Source organism: Sphingomonas sp. LR60, from assembly GCF_036855935.1.
In the GTDB taxonomy this organism is placed as follows: Bacteria; Pseudomonadota; Alphaproteobacteria; order Sphingomonadales; family Sphingomonadaceae; genus Sphingomonas.
Genome location: NZ_JASPFK010000001.1, coordinates 3,309,057 through 3,325,888 on the forward strand (window position 1 = coordinate 3,309,057; position 16,832 = coordinate 3,325,888).

The 16,832-nt window shown below is 67.4% G+C and carries 16 protein-coding genes; 8 read left to right on the forward strand and 8 right to left on the reverse strand.

Going from position 1 to position 16,832, the window contains the following annotated elements:
- Positions 1-246: 246 nt before the first annotated feature.
- On the forward strand, positions 247-750 hold the full coding sequence (locus QP166_RS15765) for a pyridoxamine 5'-phosphate oxidase family protein (RefSeq protein WP_333916762.1): 504 nt from the start codon (positions 247-249) through the stop codon (positions 748-750).
- A 76-nt stretch (positions 751-826) separates the two neighbouring features.
- Here the strand turns inward: QP166_RS15765 and QP166_RS15770 are convergent, their stop codons facing one another.
- Positions 827-2,074, reverse strand: coding sequence for a polyhydroxyalkanoate depolymerase (locus QP166_RS15770; RefSeq protein WP_333916763.1), 1,248 nt, complete (start codon positions 2,072-2,074; stop codon positions 827-829).
- 156 nt (positions 2,075-2,230) lie between these two features.
- On the opposite strand from QP166_RS15770, the gene QP166_RS15775 reads away from it, so the two are divergent.
- Together QP166_RS15775 and QP166_RS15780 are read left to right on the forward strand one after the other, a co-directional pair.
- Positions 2,231-4,003: an ABC transporter transmembrane domain-containing protein gene (locus tag QP166_RS15775; protein ID WP_333916764.1), complete on the forward strand. Its 1,773-nt coding sequence runs from the start codon at positions 2,231-2,233 to the stop codon at positions 4,001-4,003.
- 65 nt (positions 4,004-4,068) lie between these two features.
- The gene (locus QP166_RS15780) at positions 4,069-5,613 is read left to right on the forward strand and encodes a hypothetical protein (protein WP_333916765.1); all 1,545 of its coding nucleotides are present in this window, start codon (positions 4,069-4,071) and stop codon (positions 5,611-5,613) included.
- A gap of 210 nt (positions 5,614-5,823) precedes the next feature.
- On the opposite strand, the gene QP166_RS15785 is transcribed toward QP166_RS15780, so the two are convergent.
- From QP166_RS15785 to QP166_RS15805, 5 genes are all read right to left on the reverse strand, one after another.
- Positions 5,824-6,078 carry an ATP synthase F1 subunit epsilon gene (locus tag QP166_RS15785; RefSeq protein ID WP_184039176.1) on the reverse strand — a complete coding sequence of 85 codons (255 nt, stop codon included), beginning with the start codon at positions 6,076-6,078 and terminating at the stop codon, positions 5,824-5,826.
- 130 nt (positions 6,079-6,208) lie between these two features.
- Positions 6,209-7,687, reverse strand: a complete 1,479-nt coding sequence (atpD, locus tag QP166_RS15790) for a F0F1 ATP synthase subunit beta (RefSeq protein ID WP_333916766.1) — start codon at positions 7,685-7,687, stop codon at positions 6,209-6,211.
- A gap of 90 nt (positions 7,688-7,777) precedes the next feature.
- Entirely contained in the window at positions 7,778-8,647 is an 870-nt protein-coding gene (locus QP166_RS15795) for a F0F1 ATP synthase subunit gamma (RefSeq protein WP_333916767.1), read from the reverse strand.
- 136 nt (positions 8,648-8,783) lie between these two features.
- Entirely contained in the window at positions 8,784-10,313 is a 1,530-nt protein-coding gene (atpA, locus tag QP166_RS15800; RefSeq protein ID WP_333916768.1) for a F0F1 ATP synthase subunit alpha, read from the reverse strand.
- A gap of 4 nt (positions 10,314-10,317) precedes the next feature.
- Positions 10,318-10,887: a F0F1 ATP synthase subunit delta gene (locus tag QP166_RS15805; protein ID WP_443027222.1), complete on the reverse strand. Its 570-nt coding sequence runs from the start codon at positions 10,885-10,887 to the stop codon at positions 10,318-10,320.
- 206 nt (positions 10,888-11,093) lie between these two features.
- Between QP166_RS15805 and QP166_RS15810 the strand changes: the two genes are divergently transcribed.
- From QP166_RS15810 to QP166_RS15825, 4 genes are all read left to right on the forward strand, one after another.
- On the forward strand, positions 11,094-11,915 hold the full coding sequence (locus QP166_RS15810; RefSeq protein WP_333916770.1) for an Ada metal-binding domain-containing protein: 822 nt from the start codon (positions 11,094-11,096) through the stop codon (positions 11,913-11,915).
- A gap of 63 nt (positions 11,916-11,978) precedes the next feature.
- Positions 11,979-13,505 (forward strand): CpaF family protein, encoded by a 1,527-nt coding sequence (locus QP166_RS15815; RefSeq protein ID WP_333916771.1) that lies wholly within the window; start codon positions 11,979-11,981, stop codon positions 13,503-13,505.
- 280 nt (positions 13,506-13,785) lie between these two features.
- On the forward strand, positions 13,786-14,967 hold the full coding sequence (locus QP166_RS15820; protein ID WP_333916772.1) for a retropepsin-like aspartic protease: 1,182 nt from the start codon (positions 13,786-13,788) through the stop codon (positions 14,965-14,967).
- Between the two features lie 73 nt (positions 14,968-15,040).
- The gene (locus tag QP166_RS15825) at positions 15,041-15,280 is read left to right on the forward strand and encodes a DUF6894 family protein (RefSeq protein ID WP_333916773.1); all 240 of its coding nucleotides are present in this window, start codon (positions 15,041-15,043) and stop codon (positions 15,278-15,280) included.
- A 24-nt stretch (positions 15,281-15,304) separates the two neighbouring features.
- On the opposite strand, the gene QP166_RS15830 is transcribed toward QP166_RS15825, so the two are convergent.
- Positions 15,305-15,511, reverse strand: a complete 207-nt coding sequence (locus tag QP166_RS15830; RefSeq protein WP_333916774.1) for a hypothetical protein — start codon at positions 15,509-15,511, stop codon at positions 15,305-15,307.
- Positions 15,512-15,652: 141 nt separating this feature from the next.
- Entirely contained in the window at positions 15,653-15,847 is a 195-nt protein-coding gene (locus QP166_RS15835) for a hypothetical protein (protein ID WP_333916775.1), read from the reverse strand.
- A gap of 47 nt (positions 15,848-15,894) precedes the next feature.
- Between QP166_RS15835 and QP166_RS15840 the strand changes: the two genes are divergently transcribed.
- A complete protein-coding gene (locus tag QP166_RS15840; RefSeq protein ID WP_333916776.1) occupies positions 15,895-16,680 on the forward strand; it encodes a class I SAM-dependent methyltransferase in 786 nt (261 codons plus the stop codon).
- Positions 16,681-16,832 lie beyond the last annotated feature (152 nt).

The following is a 16,832-nucleotide window of genomic DNA, read 5'->3' on the forward strand; positions in this document are numbered from 1 at the left end:
GGGCCCGAGCTGCTACCCGAGCCCCGCCCGTGCGCTACTGCCGCGCCGCCTCGATCATCCGCACGACCAGTGTCGCGAAGGCGATCAAAACGCCGAGGAACATGCACAAGTCGGCAAACGTCATAGTTCACTTCCTCATGGCGGCAGTAGGATTGCCGCCGCGCGAGATCATGACGGCCACGCAACGACCGCGCAACCAATGCCCGTGCCTCTCGTTCTCCCGTCGAACCGAACAGGAGATGCGATATGGCCGATGCCAACACCGATCCGAAGAAGCTGAAGCAGGATCTCTGGAAGAAGATGGCCGACAGCCCGTTCGTGATGGTCGGCCCGGCGGACGGTCACGCCCACCACGAACCGCTGACCGCACAACTCGACGAAGATCAGGTCGACACGCTGTTCTTCTTCATCGGCAAGACCAACCGGCTCGCCAGCGGTGGGCGCGTGATGGCGCAATATGTGTCGAAGGGGCACGACTTCTTCGCCTGCCTTGACGGTAATGCGCGGATCGACAACGATCAGGCGCAGATCGACAAGCTCTGGAATAAGCAGGCCGAAGCGTGGTTCCCGGAAGGCCGCAACGACCCCAACCTCGCGCTGCTCCGCATCGATGTCGAATCCGCGGAACTGTGGGAGACCGACCTGTCGCTGTCGGGGCGTGTGAAGATGCTGTTCGGCGGCACGATCAAGGCCGGCGAGGAAGGCAGCCACGCCAAGGTCGAGACCACGGCCGAGAACAGCCCCGCCTGACCCGTCGCCCCCGCATGGGCAGGGATGACGAAGAGATCAACGGGCCGGTCGCCAGCAGCGACCGGCCCGTTTCGCATCAGCTGTTCGCCGCCATCCATTCCTCGACGACCGGCGCGATCCGGTTACGCCATTTCGAGCCGTTGAAGATGCCGTAATGGCCGACACCCTCGGCCATGTAATAGCGCTTCTTTTCCTCCGGCAGCGCGCCCGCGATCGTCAGCGCCGCCTTCGTCTGCCCCAGCCCGCTGATATCGTCGCGCTCGCCCTCGATCGCGAGCAGCCCGACGTCGATGATCGCCCCCGTGTCGACCAGGCGTCCACGGTGCATCATCTCACCCTTGGGCAGGCTGTGCGATTGGAAGACCGTGTCGATCGTCTGCAGGTAGAATTCCGCCGTCATGTCGCAGACCGAACGATATTCGTCGTAGAAGCGCTTGGTCGCCTCCGCGCTGTCGTCGTCGCCGGTGACGAGATGTTTGAACAGCTCGTAATGGCTCATCATGTGATTGCCGAGGTTCATGGTCATGAACCCCGAAAGCTGCAGGAAGCCCGGATAGACCTTCCGCCCCGCGCCCGGATACAGCAGCGGCACGGTCGCGATGACGTTCTGCTCGAACCACGCGAACGGCCGCTCGGTCGCCAGCGTGTTGACCGCGGTCGGCGCCTGGCGGGTGTCGATCGGGCCGCCCATCATCGTCAGCGTGCGCGGACGGCACGGGTTGCGGTCGGCACTCATCAACGCGGTCGCGGCGAGACACGGCACCGACGGCTGGCACACCGCCAGCATGTGCGCGCCATGCGCCCCGTCCGCCGCGCCGTCCTGATCCGGCCCGATCGCTTCGAGGAACGCGACCAGATAATCGATATAATCGTCGAGATCGAACCGCCCGTCGCGCGTCGGCACCAGCTTCGCGTCGCGCCAGTCGGTGATATAGACGTCGGCGACCGGCAGCATCCGCTCGACCGTGCCGCGCAGCAAGGTCGCGAAGTGCCCAGACATCGGCGCGGCGATCAGCAGCCGCGGCCCGCCCTCGACGCCCTCGCGACGGAAGCGCTTCAGCTGCCCGAACGGGCGTTGCAGCACGATCTCCTCGACCACCGCCACCTCGCGACCGTCGACGATCGTCTTCTCGAATCCAAACGGCGGCTTGCCGCGCGATGCCGATGCGTGCGCGAACACCTCCAGCGCCGATGCCATCACCGGGCCGCCGCCAAGATAGGCGAACGGATTCGACGGATTGTTCAGCCAGTTGGCGCCCACCGTCGCCATCGCACTGGCCGAGGCCAGCCACGAACGCTGGAATTCATAGGCGTCGTACAACATTCGCGTCTTCCTTCCCCGGCCCCGCCGGTGCGGCGCCTATAGCAACTTCGCCGGTTGCAACGCGACTGCAACGATTGCAGTCCCATTCCGGGCCCGCTGGTCGCCGCGCACCAGCGATACGTTGAGCGGCGCCGCCCGCGCTGCTAGGCCCCGCGCATGGCCAGCGCTTCCGACGTCGCCCCTTCCCGTCACCTCGGCAATCTGGCGATGGTCTTTCGACATGCCCGCAAATACCCGCGACAGATTACCGCCGCATTGACCGCGCTGACGATCACATCCGCGGCGACGGTGGCGATCCCCTATGGGTTCAGGCGCGTGATCGATCGCGGCTTTGCCGGAGGCGCCTCACCCGAATCGGTCGCCGCCTCCTTCCACTACATGCTGATGATCGTCGCGGTGCTGGCGATCGGCACCGCGGTACGTTTCTACTTCGTCGCCTGGCTCGGCGAGCGCGTGGTCGCCGACATCCGCACCGAGGTGCAGCGCCACCTGATGACGCTCAGCCCGTCCTTCTACGAATCGAACCGTCCGTCGGAGATCGCCTCGCGACTGACGTCGGACACCGGACAGATCGAGACGGTGGTCGGCAGCACGCTGTCGATCGCGCTGCGCAACACCTTCGTCGGCATCGGCGGGCTGATCTACCTGTTCGTGATCTCGCCCAAGCTCGCCACGCTGCTGCTGGCCGGCATCCCGCTCATCATCGCGCCGATCACCTTGCTGGGGCGACGCGTGCGCGGATTGTCGCGCGCATCGCAGGACCGTGTCGCCGACGTCGGCGCGATCGTGGTCGAGACGCTGGGCGCGATGAAGATCGTTCAGGCCTTCGGACAGGAAGCGCGCGAGGGTGCGCGCTTCGCCGACGCGGTCGAGGCGACGATGGCCGCGGCACGCAAGCGCGTGGCGCTCCGCGCGATCATGACCGCCATCGTCATCGGTCTGATCTTCGGCGCGATCACGATGGTCCTGTGGGAGGGCGCGGACGATGTGGCGGCGGGACGGCTGTCGGGCGGAGCGATCACGCAGTTCGTGCTGACCGGCGCGATCGTGGCAAGTTCGTTCGGCGCGCTGACTGAAGTCTACGGCGATCTGCTGCGCGGCGCGGGCGCGGCGGGGCGGTTGAGCGAATTGCTCGCCGAACGCCCCGAGATCGCGCCGCCTGCCCACCCGGTCACGCTGCCGCAGCCGCCGCAGGGCCGCGTCGCCTTCCGCAACGTCGAGTTCCGCTACCCTAGCCGCCTTGACGTCGCCGCCCTCCACGACTTCACGCTGGAGGTCACCCCCGGCGAGACGCTGGCGGTCGTCGGCCCATCGGGCGCGGGCAAGTCGACCTTGTTCCAGCTCCTCCAGCATTTCTACCAACCGGCGCGCGGTGAAGTGCTGGTCGACGGCGTCGACCTCACCCGCGCCGATCCCGCCGCGGTCCGCGCGCGGATCGCGATGGTGCCGCAGGACACCGTGATCTTCGGCACCAGCGCGCGCGACAATCTGCGCTATGGCCGCTGGGACGCCGATGACGCGCAGGTCTGGGCTGCGGCAGAGGCGGCCAATGCCGCCGACTTCCTCCGCGCGCTACCCGAGGGGCTCGACACCTTCCTCGGCGAAGGCGGTGCGCGACTGTCGGGAGGCCAGCGGCAACGCGTGGCGATCGCGCGCGCGCTGCTCCGCGACGCACCGATCCTGCTGCTCGACGAGGCGACCAGCGCGCTCGATGCCGAGAGCGAGCGGCTCGTGCAGGACGCGCTCGAACGGCTGATGGCGTCGCGCACGACGATCGTCATCGCGCACCGCCTCGCCACCGTCCGCGCCGCCTCGCGGATCGTCGTCATGGACGGCGGCCGAATCGTCGAGGAGGGCAGCCATGCCGCGCTGATCGGCGCCGGCGGCCTGTACGCGCGCTTGGCGAGCCTGCAATTCCAAGACGCTTGATCCGCGTCCCTTGACGCTTCGCGCGCGGCTCGTACGCTGCGCGCGGGGAAGACGGACGGGGGTCGATGATGCGCAGGTTGTGGGCAGCGGTGGCGCTGGCCCTGGGGGTCGCCACACCGGCGGCCGCGACGTGGCAACAGGCGTCGTCGCGCCACTTCGTCGTCTATTCGGAGGATGAGCCCGACAAGGTGACCGAGTTCGCCACGCGGCTCGAACGGTTCGACAAGGCGATGCGCGTGATGCGCGGCCTGGAGGATCCGGCATTCAGTCCGACCCAGCGCGTGCACGTCTTCGTCGTCAAGGATATCGGGGCCTTGCAGAAATTGCTCGGCGACCGCGACATGGCCGGCGTCTACATGCCGCGGCTGTCCGGCCCGGTCGCGTTCGTGCCGCGCATGACCAACGACACGGGCAAGCTCGCGCTGACCCCGCAGGCGGTGCTGCTCCACGAATATGCGCACCATTTCATGTTCTCGCTCTGGGGCGATCGGCCCTTTCCGGCGTGGTTCGTGGAGGGTTTCGCCGAATTCAACGCGACGATGGTGTTCGAGCCCGAGCGACTGATAATCGGCGCGCCGCCGCTCTACCGTGCCTACGGGTTGATCGACGATCAGATGCTGCCGATGCGCGACCTGCTGACCATGTCGCCCAGCGACAAGCGGCTCGACCCGAATCAGAAGCAGGTCTTCTACGGCCGGTCGTGGCTGCTCACCCATTACCTACTGCTCAATAACGAGCGCCGCCCGCAACTGGCCGCCTATCTCAAGGCGCTTGAGGAAGGCGGCGATCCGAAGAGCAAGGCGGCCCTGCTCGGCGACCCGCGCAAGCTCGACAGCGCGCTCAACAATTACGCGCGCAAGGCGCTGCCGTTGCTGGGTTTGAAGATCGAGGCGCTACCGATCGAGCCGGTGAAGACGCGCGCGCTGACGCCCGGTGAGGCGGCGATCATGCCGGTGGTGCTCCGCTCGACGCGCGGCGTGAATGCAAAGACAGCGCCCGCCGTCGCTATCGCCGCGCGTAAGATCGCCGCCGACTGGCCGAACGATCCGGCGGTGCAGGTGGCGCTCGCCGAGGCCGAATACGACACCGGCGCCTATGCCGCTGCGGATGCCGCGGCAGCGCGTGCGCTCGCTGCCGATCCGAAATCACGCAAGGCGTTGATCTATCGCGGCATGGCGCAGGCCGGACTTGCCGAGAAGGAGCATGTTACCGATGCCGCCCGTTGGAAGGCGGTGCGGCAATGGTTCATCACCGCCAACCACCTCGATGCCGAAGACCCATGGCCGCTCGTCGCTTATTATCAGGCGCTGCGCAGTTCCGGCGGACCGATGAGCCCGAATGCGGAGAAGGGCCTCGACTACGCCTTCTCGCTCGCGCCGTTCGACACCGGACTGGCGATGCAGGTCGCCGCGATGCACATCCGCAAGAAGGACTATAGCGCCGCGATCCCGGCGCTGCGCCGCGTCGCCTATGATCCGCACGGCGGCGCTTTGGGGACGATGGCGGGGGTCGTGCTGGCCGCGATCGACGGCAAGGACAAGACGGCGATCGACGCGATCGCGGCAACGCTGGATGGGAAACAGGAGGATGGCGACGACGGGGAAAAGTAGCGCCGGACCCTCGTTGGCCAGAGACATCCCGCCCCTGCACCGTCGGTCCAAGCTCAACCCGGAACCCCGCTTCTCCCTTCGAACGCCCGGCTTCGATGCAAGCCGACCCGCCCCGTCGTCATTGCGAGCACAGCGAAGCGATCCAGAGCCGGATCACGACACCCTGGATCGCATCGCTACGCGTGCAATGATGACAGCACGTCTAAACGCTTACCCCGCGTGCTCGGCAAGCACGGTCAACCCGCGCGCATTGACCTCGGCGAAACCGCCGCGGATCGCGATCGTTTCCGGCTGGCCACCCGGCGTCTTCTGCACCAGCACCGCACCGTCGCGGATCGTCGACATGAACGGCGCATGGCCTTCCAGCACGGCGAAATCGCCATCGGTCCCCGGCACGGTCACCATGTGAACGTCCTCGGAGATGAGCAGGCGTGCCGGCGTGACGAGTTCGAAATGCAGCATGATCTTGACCTTTAACTCCCTCTCCCCTCCGGAGAGAGGGGTAGCGGGGACGGCGACCATGCAACACGCGACAACGTGCGTGGCCGCCCCTCACCCAACCCTTTCCCCAAGGGAGAGGGCTACAGGCGGAAGCTTACGCCTCCTTGGCCATCTTCTCGGCCTTCGCGATCGCCTCGTCGATCCCGCCGACCATGTAGAAGGCCGCTTCCGGCAGGTGATCGTACTCGCCGTTCACGACCGCCTTGAAGCTGCGGATCGTGTCCTCCAGCTGCACGAACTTGCCGGGAATGTTGGTGAACACCTCGGCGACGTGGAACGGCTGCGACAGGAAGCGCTGGATCTTGCGCGCGCGGCTGACGGTCAACTTGTCCTCTTCGGACAGCTCGTCCATCCCGAGGATCGCGATGATGTCCTGCAGCGACTTGTACTTCTGCAGCGTCGCCTGCACCGCACGCGCCGTCTCATAGTGATCCTGCCCGACAGTGCGCGGCTCCAGCACGCGGCTGGTCGAATCGAGTGGATCGACCGCCGGATAGATGCCCAGCTCCGAGATCGCGCGGTTGAGCACCGTCGTCGCGTCAAGGTGCGCGAACGACGTCGCCGGCGCCGGGTCGGTCAGATCGTCCGCGGGAACGTAGACGGCCTGCACCGAGGTGATCGACCCCTTGTTGGTCGAGGTGATCCGCTCCTGCAGCGCACCCATGTCGGTCGACAGCGTCGGCTGATAGCCCACCGCCGACGGGATACGACCGAGCAGCGCCGACACTTCCGCGCCCGCCTGCGTGAAGCGGAAGATGTTGTCGACGAAGAACAGCACGTCCTGCCCTTCCTGGTCGCGGAAATATTCCGCGATCGCCAGGCCCGACAGCGCGACGCGCGCACGCGCGCCTGGCGGCTCGTTCATCTGGCCGTACACCAGCGCGACCTTCGAGCCCTCGCTGATCGCATTGCCCTCGGAATCCTTGGCGATGACGCCCGCGTCGAGGAATTCGTGATACAGGTCGTTGCCCTCGCGGGTCCGCTCACCGACGCCCGCGAACACCGAGGTACCGCCATGGCCCTTTGCGATGTTGTTGATCAGCTCCTGGATCAGCACGGTCTTGCCGACGCCCGCGCCGCCGAACAGGCCGATCTTGCCGCCCTTCGCGTATGGCGCGAGCAGGTCGATGACCTTGATCCCGGTGACGAGGATCGCATTCTCGGTCGACTGGTCGACGAAGTCCGGCGCCTTGGCGTGGATCGGCGCGCGCAGGTCGGTCGCGATCGGGCCACGCTCGTCGATCGGCTCGCCGATGACGTTCATGATCCGGCCCAGCGTCGCCGGGCCGACCGGCATCAGGATCTGCGCGCCGGTGTCGGTGACCTTCTGACCGCGGGTCAACCCCTCAGTCGCGTCCATCGCGATCGTACGGACGGTGTTCTCGCCGAGGTGCTGCGCAACCTCGAGCACCAGCCGGACGCCGTTGTTCTCAGTCTCCAGCGCCGACAGGATCGCCGGCAGCTGCTGGTCGAACTGCACGTCGACCACCGCGCCGATCACCTGGCTGATGCGGCCGGTGTTGTTGGTCTGGCCCGTAAGGTGAGTCGGGCGATCCTCTAGGACGGTGGCCATTGTCTTACCTCTTCGTCGCCCCGGCAACGGCGGGGGTTTCTGTCTGCTTTAACATACGGCATCCCTCGTGATGAGGGACGGTGACGTAACTTACAGTGCCTCGGCGCCCGAGATGATCTCGACCAGCTCGGTCGTGATCGCCGCCTGACGCGCGCGGTTGTACTGGATGCTCAGCCGCTTGATCATGTCGCCGGCGTTGCGGGTCGCATTATCCATCGCGGTCATGCGACTGCCCTGCTCCGAGGCGGCATTCTCCAGCAGCGCGCGGAAGATCTGGATCGCGACGTTGCGCGGCAGCAGATCGTCGAGGATCGCTTCCTCGCTCGGCTCATATTCCACCGTTGCGTCGGACGCCTTGGCGCCCTTCACTTCCGGGATCGCGACCGGGATGATCTGCGCCCCCATCGGCTCCTGCACCAGCGCCGACTGGAAGCGCGCGTAGAACAGATGCGCGACGTCGAACTCGCCGGCCTTGAAGCGCGCGATCAGGTCGTCGGCAATGTCCTTGGCGGCGTCGAAGCTCGCGGTCTTCATGTCCGACAGGTCATGATCCGCGACGATCCCGGTCGGGTAGAAGCGCTTCATCACGCGCCCCTTCTTGCCGGCGATGTAGAAGCGCACGGTCTTGCCCGCGGCTTCCAGCTCCTCGGCCTTGCGGCGTGCGGCGCGGACGATGTTGGTGTTGAACGCCCCCGCCAGACCGCGCTCCGAGGTCGCGACGACCAGCAGATGCACCTGATCCTTGCCGGTGCCCGCCAGCAGCGGCGACGCACCGACGCCGACCGTACGCGCGAGGCTGGCGACGACGCCCTCCAGCCGCTCGGCATAGGGACGCCCCGCAACCGCCGCCTCCTGCGCACGGCGCAGCTTGGCAGCGGCGACCATCTTCATCGCCTTGGTGATCTTCTGCGTCGACTTCACCGAGCCGATGCGGATCTTGAGGGCCTTCAAACTTGCCATTTGGGTCCTTCTTCTCCCTCTCCCCGTCGGGGAGAGGGCCGGGGTGAGGGGCCGGTGCCTCGCAGAGAGCGTCGTCTCGCTGAGACACCGGCCTCTCACCCAACCCTCTCCCCAGCGGGGAGAGGGCTAAATGCCTTTACGCGAACGTCTTCGCGAACTGCCCGAGCGCTTCCTTCAGCTTGCCCTCGGTGTCCTTGCCCAGCTCGCGGCTGTCGCGGATCGCGGTCAGCACGTCCGCATGGTCGGCGCGCATGTAGCTGAGCATCGCCGCTTCGTAGCGGTTGACGTCCGCCACCGGCACCTTGTCGATGAAGCCGTTGGTGCCCGCATAGATCGAGACGGTCTGCTCCTCGAACGGCATCGGGCTGAACTGCGGCTGCTTCAGCAGCTCGGTCAGCCGCGCACCGCGGTTCAGCAGCTTCTGCGTCGAGGCGTCGAGGTCCGAGCCGAACTGCGCGAACGCCGCCATCTCGCGATACTGCGCCAGCTCGAGCTTGATCGAACCCGACACCTTCTTCATCGCCTTGGTCTGCGCGGCGCCACCGACGCGGCTGACCGACAGGCCGACGTTGATCGCCGGGCGGATGCCCGCGAAGAACAGGTCGGTTTCGAGGAAGATCTGGCCGTCGGTGATCGAGATCACGTTGGTCGGGATATAGGCCGACACGTCGCCCGCCTGCGTCTCGATGATCGGCAGCGCGGTCAGCGAGCCCGAGCCGTTCGCCTCGTTCATCTTCGCCGCACGCTCCAGCAGGCGCGAGTGGAGATAGAAGACGTCGCCCGGATAGGCTTCGCGGCCCGGCGGACGACGCAGCAGCAGCGACATCTGGCGATACGCGACGGCCTGCTTCGACAGGTCGTCGAACACGATGACCGCGTGCATCCCGTTGTCACGGAAATACTCGCCCATCGCGGTGCCGGTATAGGGCGCGAGGAACTGCAGCGGCGCAGGGTCCGACGCGGTCGCGGCAACGACGATGGAATATTCCATCGCGCCATTCTCTTCGAGCGTGCGGACGAGCTGTGCGACGGTCGAGCGCTTCTGGCCGACCGCGACATAGACGCAGTACAGCTTCTTCGATTCGTCGGTGCCGGCGTTCGCCTGCTTCTGGTTGATGAAGGTGTCGATCGCGATCGCCGACTTGCCGGTCTGGCGGTCGCCGATGATCAGCTCGCGCTGGCCACGGCCGACCGGCACCAGCGCGTCGATCGCCTTCAACCCGGTCTGCACCGGCTCATGCACCGACTTGCGCGGGATGATGCCCGGCGCCTTGACCTCGACGCGGCTGCGCTGGTCGCTGGCGATCGGGCCCTTGCCGTCGATCGGATTGCCGAGACCGTCGACCACGCGGCCGAGCAGCCCCTTGCCGACCGGCACGTCAACGATGGTGCCGGTGCGCTTGACGGTATCGCCTTCGCGAATCTCGGAATCCGATCCGAAGATCACGACGCCGACATTGTCGGCCTCAAGGTTCAGCGCCATGCCCTGCACGCCATTGGCGAACTCGACCATCTCGCCCGCCTGGACGTTGTCGAGGCCATAGATGCGCGCGATGCCGTCACCGACGCTCAACACCTGCCCGGTTTCCGAAACCTGCGCCTCGGTGCCGAAATTGGCGATCTGGTCCTTGATGACGCGGGAGATTTCTGCGGCGCGAATGTCCATCAACTCAGCCTTTCATCGCGCTGGCAAGCGCATTCAAACGGGTGCGGATCGACGAATCGATCATCTGGGAACCGATGCGGACGACCAGGCCGCCCAGGATCTGCGGATCGACCGACAGGTCGACCGTGACCTCGCGACCGACGCGGCGGCGAAGCTGCTGCTTCAGCTCGTCGACCTGCTCGGCGGTCAGCGGGTGCGCGCTGGTGACCTCGGCAGTGGTCTCGCCACGATGCCGCGCAGCCATTGCGCGGAACGCGCGGATGATCTTGGGCAACGCCGACAGCCGGCGGTTTTCCGCCAGCACGCCGAGGAAGCTGCGCGTCGTGGGGTCGAGCCCCAGTTCGTCGGCGACGGCGAGCACCGCCTTCACCGCCGCGCCACGCGCGATCACCGGCGAAGCCGCCAGCTCCGCGAAGTCACTCGATGCGGCCAGCGCATCGCGCACCGCCATCAGGCTTTGTTCGACGCGATCGACCGCACGGGCCTCCACCGCCACATCGAACAGCGCACTCGCGTACCGGCCGCCTAGGCCGGCCTGAATGCTGCTGCCCTGATTACCGCTGGAACTCTCCACGCGATTCACTTTCCTCGTCATGACCCAAGGGTGCCTACCCATGCGAACGGATGGCGCACACCGGGTGCGCCTCGCTTGGGTACGGCGCGCGTAGCAAAGGGGGAACCGCGATGCAACCGGAGTGAAACCTTTGCGATGTCAGCGCCGGGGCTTTGAACGCAAGCCGCGGGATGCGGCGCGCCCCGCTCTGACGTAGACAATAAGGCATGAGCGCGACGATCGACTCCGACACCGCATGGGACGCCTTCGCCCGGCGTGATCGCGCCTTCGACGGGCGCTTCGTGGTCGCGGTCCACAGCACGCATATCTATTGCAAGCCGAGCTGCGCCGCGCGCCGTCCGCGCCGCGAGAACGTCGCCTTCCTGCCCGACGCCGCGGCGGCGCGCGCCGCCGGTTACCGCGCGTGCCGCCGCTGCCTGCCCGATTCGGTCGCGCGCGATCGACAGGCGATGATCGCCGCCGCCGCGCTGCTCGGCGGAGACGCGCCGCCAGCGCTGGCCGTCTTGGCCGCGTCGGTCGGTTACGCCCCGCACCATTTCCACCGGCTCTTCCATCGGCTGACCGGCGTCACCCCGGCCGCCTTCGCGCGCACGATCCGGGCCGATCGTGTTCTGGCGGCGCTGCGCGGCACCGATGGGGTGACCGCCGCGGTCTATGCCGCGGGCTATGCGGCGCCCAGCCGCTTCTACGCCGATGCCGCCCGACTCGGGATGACGCCACAGGCGGCGGCGACGGGCGGCGCGGGAGAGACGATCTATTGGACGCTCGCTTCGGCCCCACCCGGGTCGCTGCTGATCGCCGCGACCGCGCGCGGCTGGTGCCGGTTCGCGTTCGACGAAGCGGAAGCCGGCCTTCGCGCCGCCTTTCCGGCCGCCACGCTGCTGGCCGGCGATCGCGCCTTCAGCGCGCGGGCCGGCGACCTCGTCGAGCGCGCGACATCGGTGGCGACCGACGCCGCGCTGCCGCGCGACCTGCGCCGCACCGCGTTCCGCACCCTGCTGCATGTCGATGCAACTTCAGTTGGTTAGCCAATTCGAAAGGCTTGCGCAGTAGCGATCGTCGTCGAGCCAATTCGAGGACGATCAGGGTCGATGAACGCGTTCGGACGCCGCAATGGCGGCATGGGTAGCGGCGGCAACAACGGCGGGGTGCGCGGCGGTTTCGGCGTCGCACGTCCGATGCACGTCCAGCCGGGCCAGGCCGCGCGCGACGATCAATCCGAAGAGATCGCCGCGCCGCTCGACGCACTCGCCGCGCTCGATCCGCTGACTCCGCAGAGTCAGGTCGATGCGATGCAGCGGCTGTCGGATCGTCAGAACGCCACCGGCGAGCAGGGCGCGAGCCGCATGGAAGGCTTCGAGGCGTCGATCCACAAGATCAAGGAGCAGGTGCTCCCGCGCCTGCTGGAGCGCGTCGATCCGGAGGCGGCCGCGACGCTGGGCAAGGACGAGCTGGCGGAGGAATTCCGCCCGATCATCGGCGAGGTGCTCGCCGAGCTGAAGCTGACGCTCAACCGCCGCGAACAATTCGCGCTCGAAAAGGTGCTGGTCGACGAACTGCTCGGTCTCGGGCCGCTCGAGGAATTGCTCGCCGATCCCGAGATCAGCGACATCATGGTCAACGGCCCCGACCAGACCTTCGTCGAGCGCAAGGGCAAGCTCGAGATGGCGCAGATCCAGTTCCGCGACGAAGAGCATCTGTTCCAGATCGCACAGCGCATCTGCAACTCGGTCGGCCGTCGCGTCGACCAGACCACGCCGCTCGCCGATGCGCGGCTCAAGGACGGCAGCCGCGTCAACGTCATCGTCCCGCCGCTCTCGCTGCGCGGCACCGCGATCTCGATCCGCAAATTCTCCGCCAAGCCGATCACGCTCGACATGATGGCCGGCTTCGGCAGCATGAGCACGAAGATGGCGACGGCGTTGAAGGTCGCGGGCGCCTCGCGATTCAATATCGTCATCTCGGGCGGCACCGGCTCGGGCAAGACGACGATGCTCAACGCTTTGTCGAAGATGATCGACCCCGGCGAACGCGTGCTGACGATCGAGGACGCCGCCGAGCTGCGCCTGCAACAGCCGCACTGGCTACCGCTCGAAACCAGACCCGCCAATCTCGAGGGGCAGGGCGAGATCAGCATCCGCGACCTCGTCAAGAACGCGCTGCGTATGCGTCCGGACCGCATCATCCTCGGCGAAATTCGTGGCAGCGAGTGTTTCGACATGCTCGCAGCGATGAACACCGGCCACGACGGTTCGATGTGCACGCTCCACTCCAACTCCCCGCGCGAGGCGCTGGCGCGTATGGAGAACATGGTGATGATGTCGGACATCAAGGTGCCCAAGGAAGCGATCAGCCGCCAGATCGCGGACAGCGTCGACATGATCATCCAGGTCAAGCGCCTCCGCGACGGCAGCCGCCGCGTCACCAACGTGACCGAGGTGATCGGGATGGAAGGCCCGGTGATCGTCACGCAGGAGCTGTTCAAGTTCGAATATCTCGACGAGAGCGCCGACGGAAAGATCATCGGCGAATATCGCTCGATGGGCCTGCGCCCCTACACGATCGACAAGGCCAAGCAGTTCGGCTTCGATCAGGCATATCTGGAGGCGTGCCTGTAAGAGCGCGTCGCTTCCGTCATTCCCGAGAGGACGACACCCCTGCTTCCCGTTCCCCGGCGAAGGCCGGGGCCCAGTTGGGAGACGCTCGTAACTATCTGAAAGCCCTACCCACCTGGACCCCGGCCTCCGCCGGGGAACGGTGTCAGAAAGTCATGGTCCCGCCCGTTCGCAGAGGTCTAGAAAGTACCGCGCAGAACTTTAGCCCCCGCGGGATGACGGGAACGCGCGCCAACACCCACCCCACCCGTGACACGCCCGCCCGATCCGCTACACCGTCCGCGTGCCGATCCTGTCGCTCCTGTCGCTGGCGCTCGCCGCCGCGCCGCTGCCCGAACCCCGCGCGGCGTGGGTCGGTCGGTCGACGCTCGCCGCCGATGCGGAAGGTCGCTGGATCCCGTTCGACCTGACCCCCGGCAACCAGATCCGCTTCACCATGGCGGTCGACGGGCGCCCCGTCACCGCGATCCTCGACACCGGCGTCAGCTATTCGGTCCTCGCGCGCCGCTTCGCCGAAGCCTACCGCCTCCCGGTCCGTGCCGAGGGTCGCGCGACCGTGATCGGCGGCAGCGTCGCGATCGGGCGGGTCGAGACGCGCGCGGTCGCGATCGGTGCCGTGACGCGGCGCGGCGGCAGCCTCGCCGTCGCCGATCTGCCCGCCGCCGCCACCGGCAGCGCGCTGGCGGTCGACCTGCTCGTCGGACGCGACCTCACCGCGCCCTATGCGCTCGACATCGACTATCAGGCGCGCCGCTTCCGCCTGCTGCGCAGCGGCAGCCGCCCGTTCGCCGGGGTCACCGCCCCCCTGTCGATCGCGCCGGACCGGATGGTCTATGTCAGCGCGATCGGCGCGGCGGGCGCGACGCTGACGCCGATGGTGGTCGACACCGGCGACGGCTCGGCGATCACGCTCGGCCCGGCCGCCTGGGCGACCGCCCGCGCCGCCGCCGGCCCGGTAACCACCACCGTCTCGTTCGGCCTCGCCGGCGCGGTGGTCAGCGACATGGCGATCGTGCCGGCGCTGCGGATCGGCGATGCGGTCGCGCGCGATGTCGAGGTGCGCGTCGAACCGGCCGGCGGCTTCTCCGACACGATCGGCGTCGCGGGCCGGATCGGATCGGGGTTCCTCCAGCGCTACCGCGTGCTGCTCGACCCGGCCGCCGGCCACATGCTGCTCGGCCCCACCCCGCAAACCGACGCGCCGACCTTGCGTTCGACCAGCGGGCTGCTGCTCGCGATGACCGGCGAGCGGCTGCGTGTCCTCCACGTCATGCGCGGCAGCCCCGCCGCGAGCAACGGCTGGCGGGAGGGCGACACGATCTGCGCGGTCGACGGCACACGGATCGACGCCGCTTACGCCCGCAACCAGCTGGCCGGCTGGCCCGCCGGCGCCGCGGGGCGCGTCGTCACGCTCGACGATTGCGCGGGCCGTCGCCGCACGCTGACCTTGCGGAAGTTCTATTGACCTCGATCAAATAGCAGCCGGTATCGACCTGCAGCCCCGATCGTTAGCGTCACGGAAAGAGCAAAGGGTCGCGATGCCGAGTTTCACCATCATCTTCGCCGGCCGCGAGTCGGAATGCACCACGATCGAGTGCGCGGATCTGTCCGCTGCTCGCAACCAGGCCATCCAGCAACTTGGCCGCTACCTCGCCGACCATCCCCATTACGCCGAGGAAGGACATTGGCGGGTGACGATCGAGGATGAGATGGGTCGTGCAGCCGCCGCGGTGATCGTCGCGACCGTCACGCCGCGCCACGGCCCCCTGCCCGGCTGAAGCAATGACGCACGGCCGGCGGCGTCAGCGCGACCGGCCACCCTCGTCGGCGCGTGGCTCGCTCATCCGCTGCTGGCCGCGTGCGCGCGCGGCGCTGCGCACCAGTTCCTCGCTCAGCCGCATCGCGGCCTCGGCGGTAAGGTTGTAGCTGGCCCCACACCGCGACAATACGGTGACCAGCCCGTCATCGGCGCTGACGTTCGGCGCCATCGTACAAATATCTGGCTTCATGCGTACACCTGTCGTGACGGGTGAAGGCTGCCGAACCGATCTGGTGACGCGAACCTGTGCCGGGGCGTAGGAAACCGTCGCGATATGGGCCTTCGATCCCGACAAAAACCCGGTGCGGCGGCAGTGGTTCCCGGTTCGCTTTCAAGCCTTTAGCAGGATCCAGCCCGCGATCGCCGCCACGATCACCGCGATCACCTGCACCAGGGTCCAGTCGACCCAGCCGACCGCGTCGGGCTCCGCGCGCCCGCGACGACGATGCTCGCGCCACCCGGCGAACACCGCAACGAAGAGCGCTGCGCCCACAACAACATACAGCAGGTCTTGCGCATCGCTCATCGCCGCGTCAGCCTCCGGCGCATCCAATCGCGGAGAGGTTTACGTCCATGCATCGTCTCGCTCCCGTCCTGTTGCTCGCGCTACCCGCCGTCGCGGTCGCCGCCCCACGCGCGCCCGCGCCGATCGCCGCCGCGGTCGCCGCGCCGACGCGCACCCCCGCCAATATCGCGCGCGATCGTTACCGCCACCCTGCCGAGACGCTCGCCTTCTTCGGGGTGAAGCCGACCGACACCGTCGTCGAGGTCTGGCCGGGTGGCGGCTGGTACACCGAGATCCTCGCGCCGCTCACCGCCGCCCGCGGACGCTATTATGCCGCGGGGCCGTGGGAGAAGGGGCTGAACGCGGTCCGCGCGCTCGAGGGCAAGGACGCTGCGACCTATGGCAAGGTCCAGCTCGCCGCACTGCCTGCGCAGGCCGGTCAGCCGACCGTGCCCGATGGCAGCGCCGATGTCGTGCTCACCTTCCGCAACGTCCACAACTGGCGGTTCGGCGGCGAGGATCAGGCGCGGCAGATGTTCGCGGCGATGTACCGTATGCTCAAGCCCGGCGGCACGCTCGGCGTCGTCGAGCACCGCCTTCCCGAAGCACGCGACTCCGCCGCCGAAGAGAAGAGCGGTTACATGAAGCCGAGCAGCGTGATCGGCTTCGCGACCGCCGCCGGGTTCAAGCTGGCGGGCAAGTCGGAGGTCAACGCCAACCCGAAGGACACCGCCGACTGGTCCGGCGGCGTCTGGACGCTCCCCAGCTACGCGCTCAAGGACGTCGACCGCGCCAAATACGCCGCGATCGGCGAAAGCGACCGCATGACGCTCAAATTCGTCAAGCCACGCTGATCTCGACGCCAAGGATTTGATCGTCGGCCCCGCTTCTTGCCGACAGAAGTGAGAAGCGGGTGCCGGAAATATGTCAGGGTCGAAGTGCGACCCACCTGAAGCTTAAGTTGTGATCCATCAAAGCTGAGGTCGTACCCCGGCGAAGGCCGGGA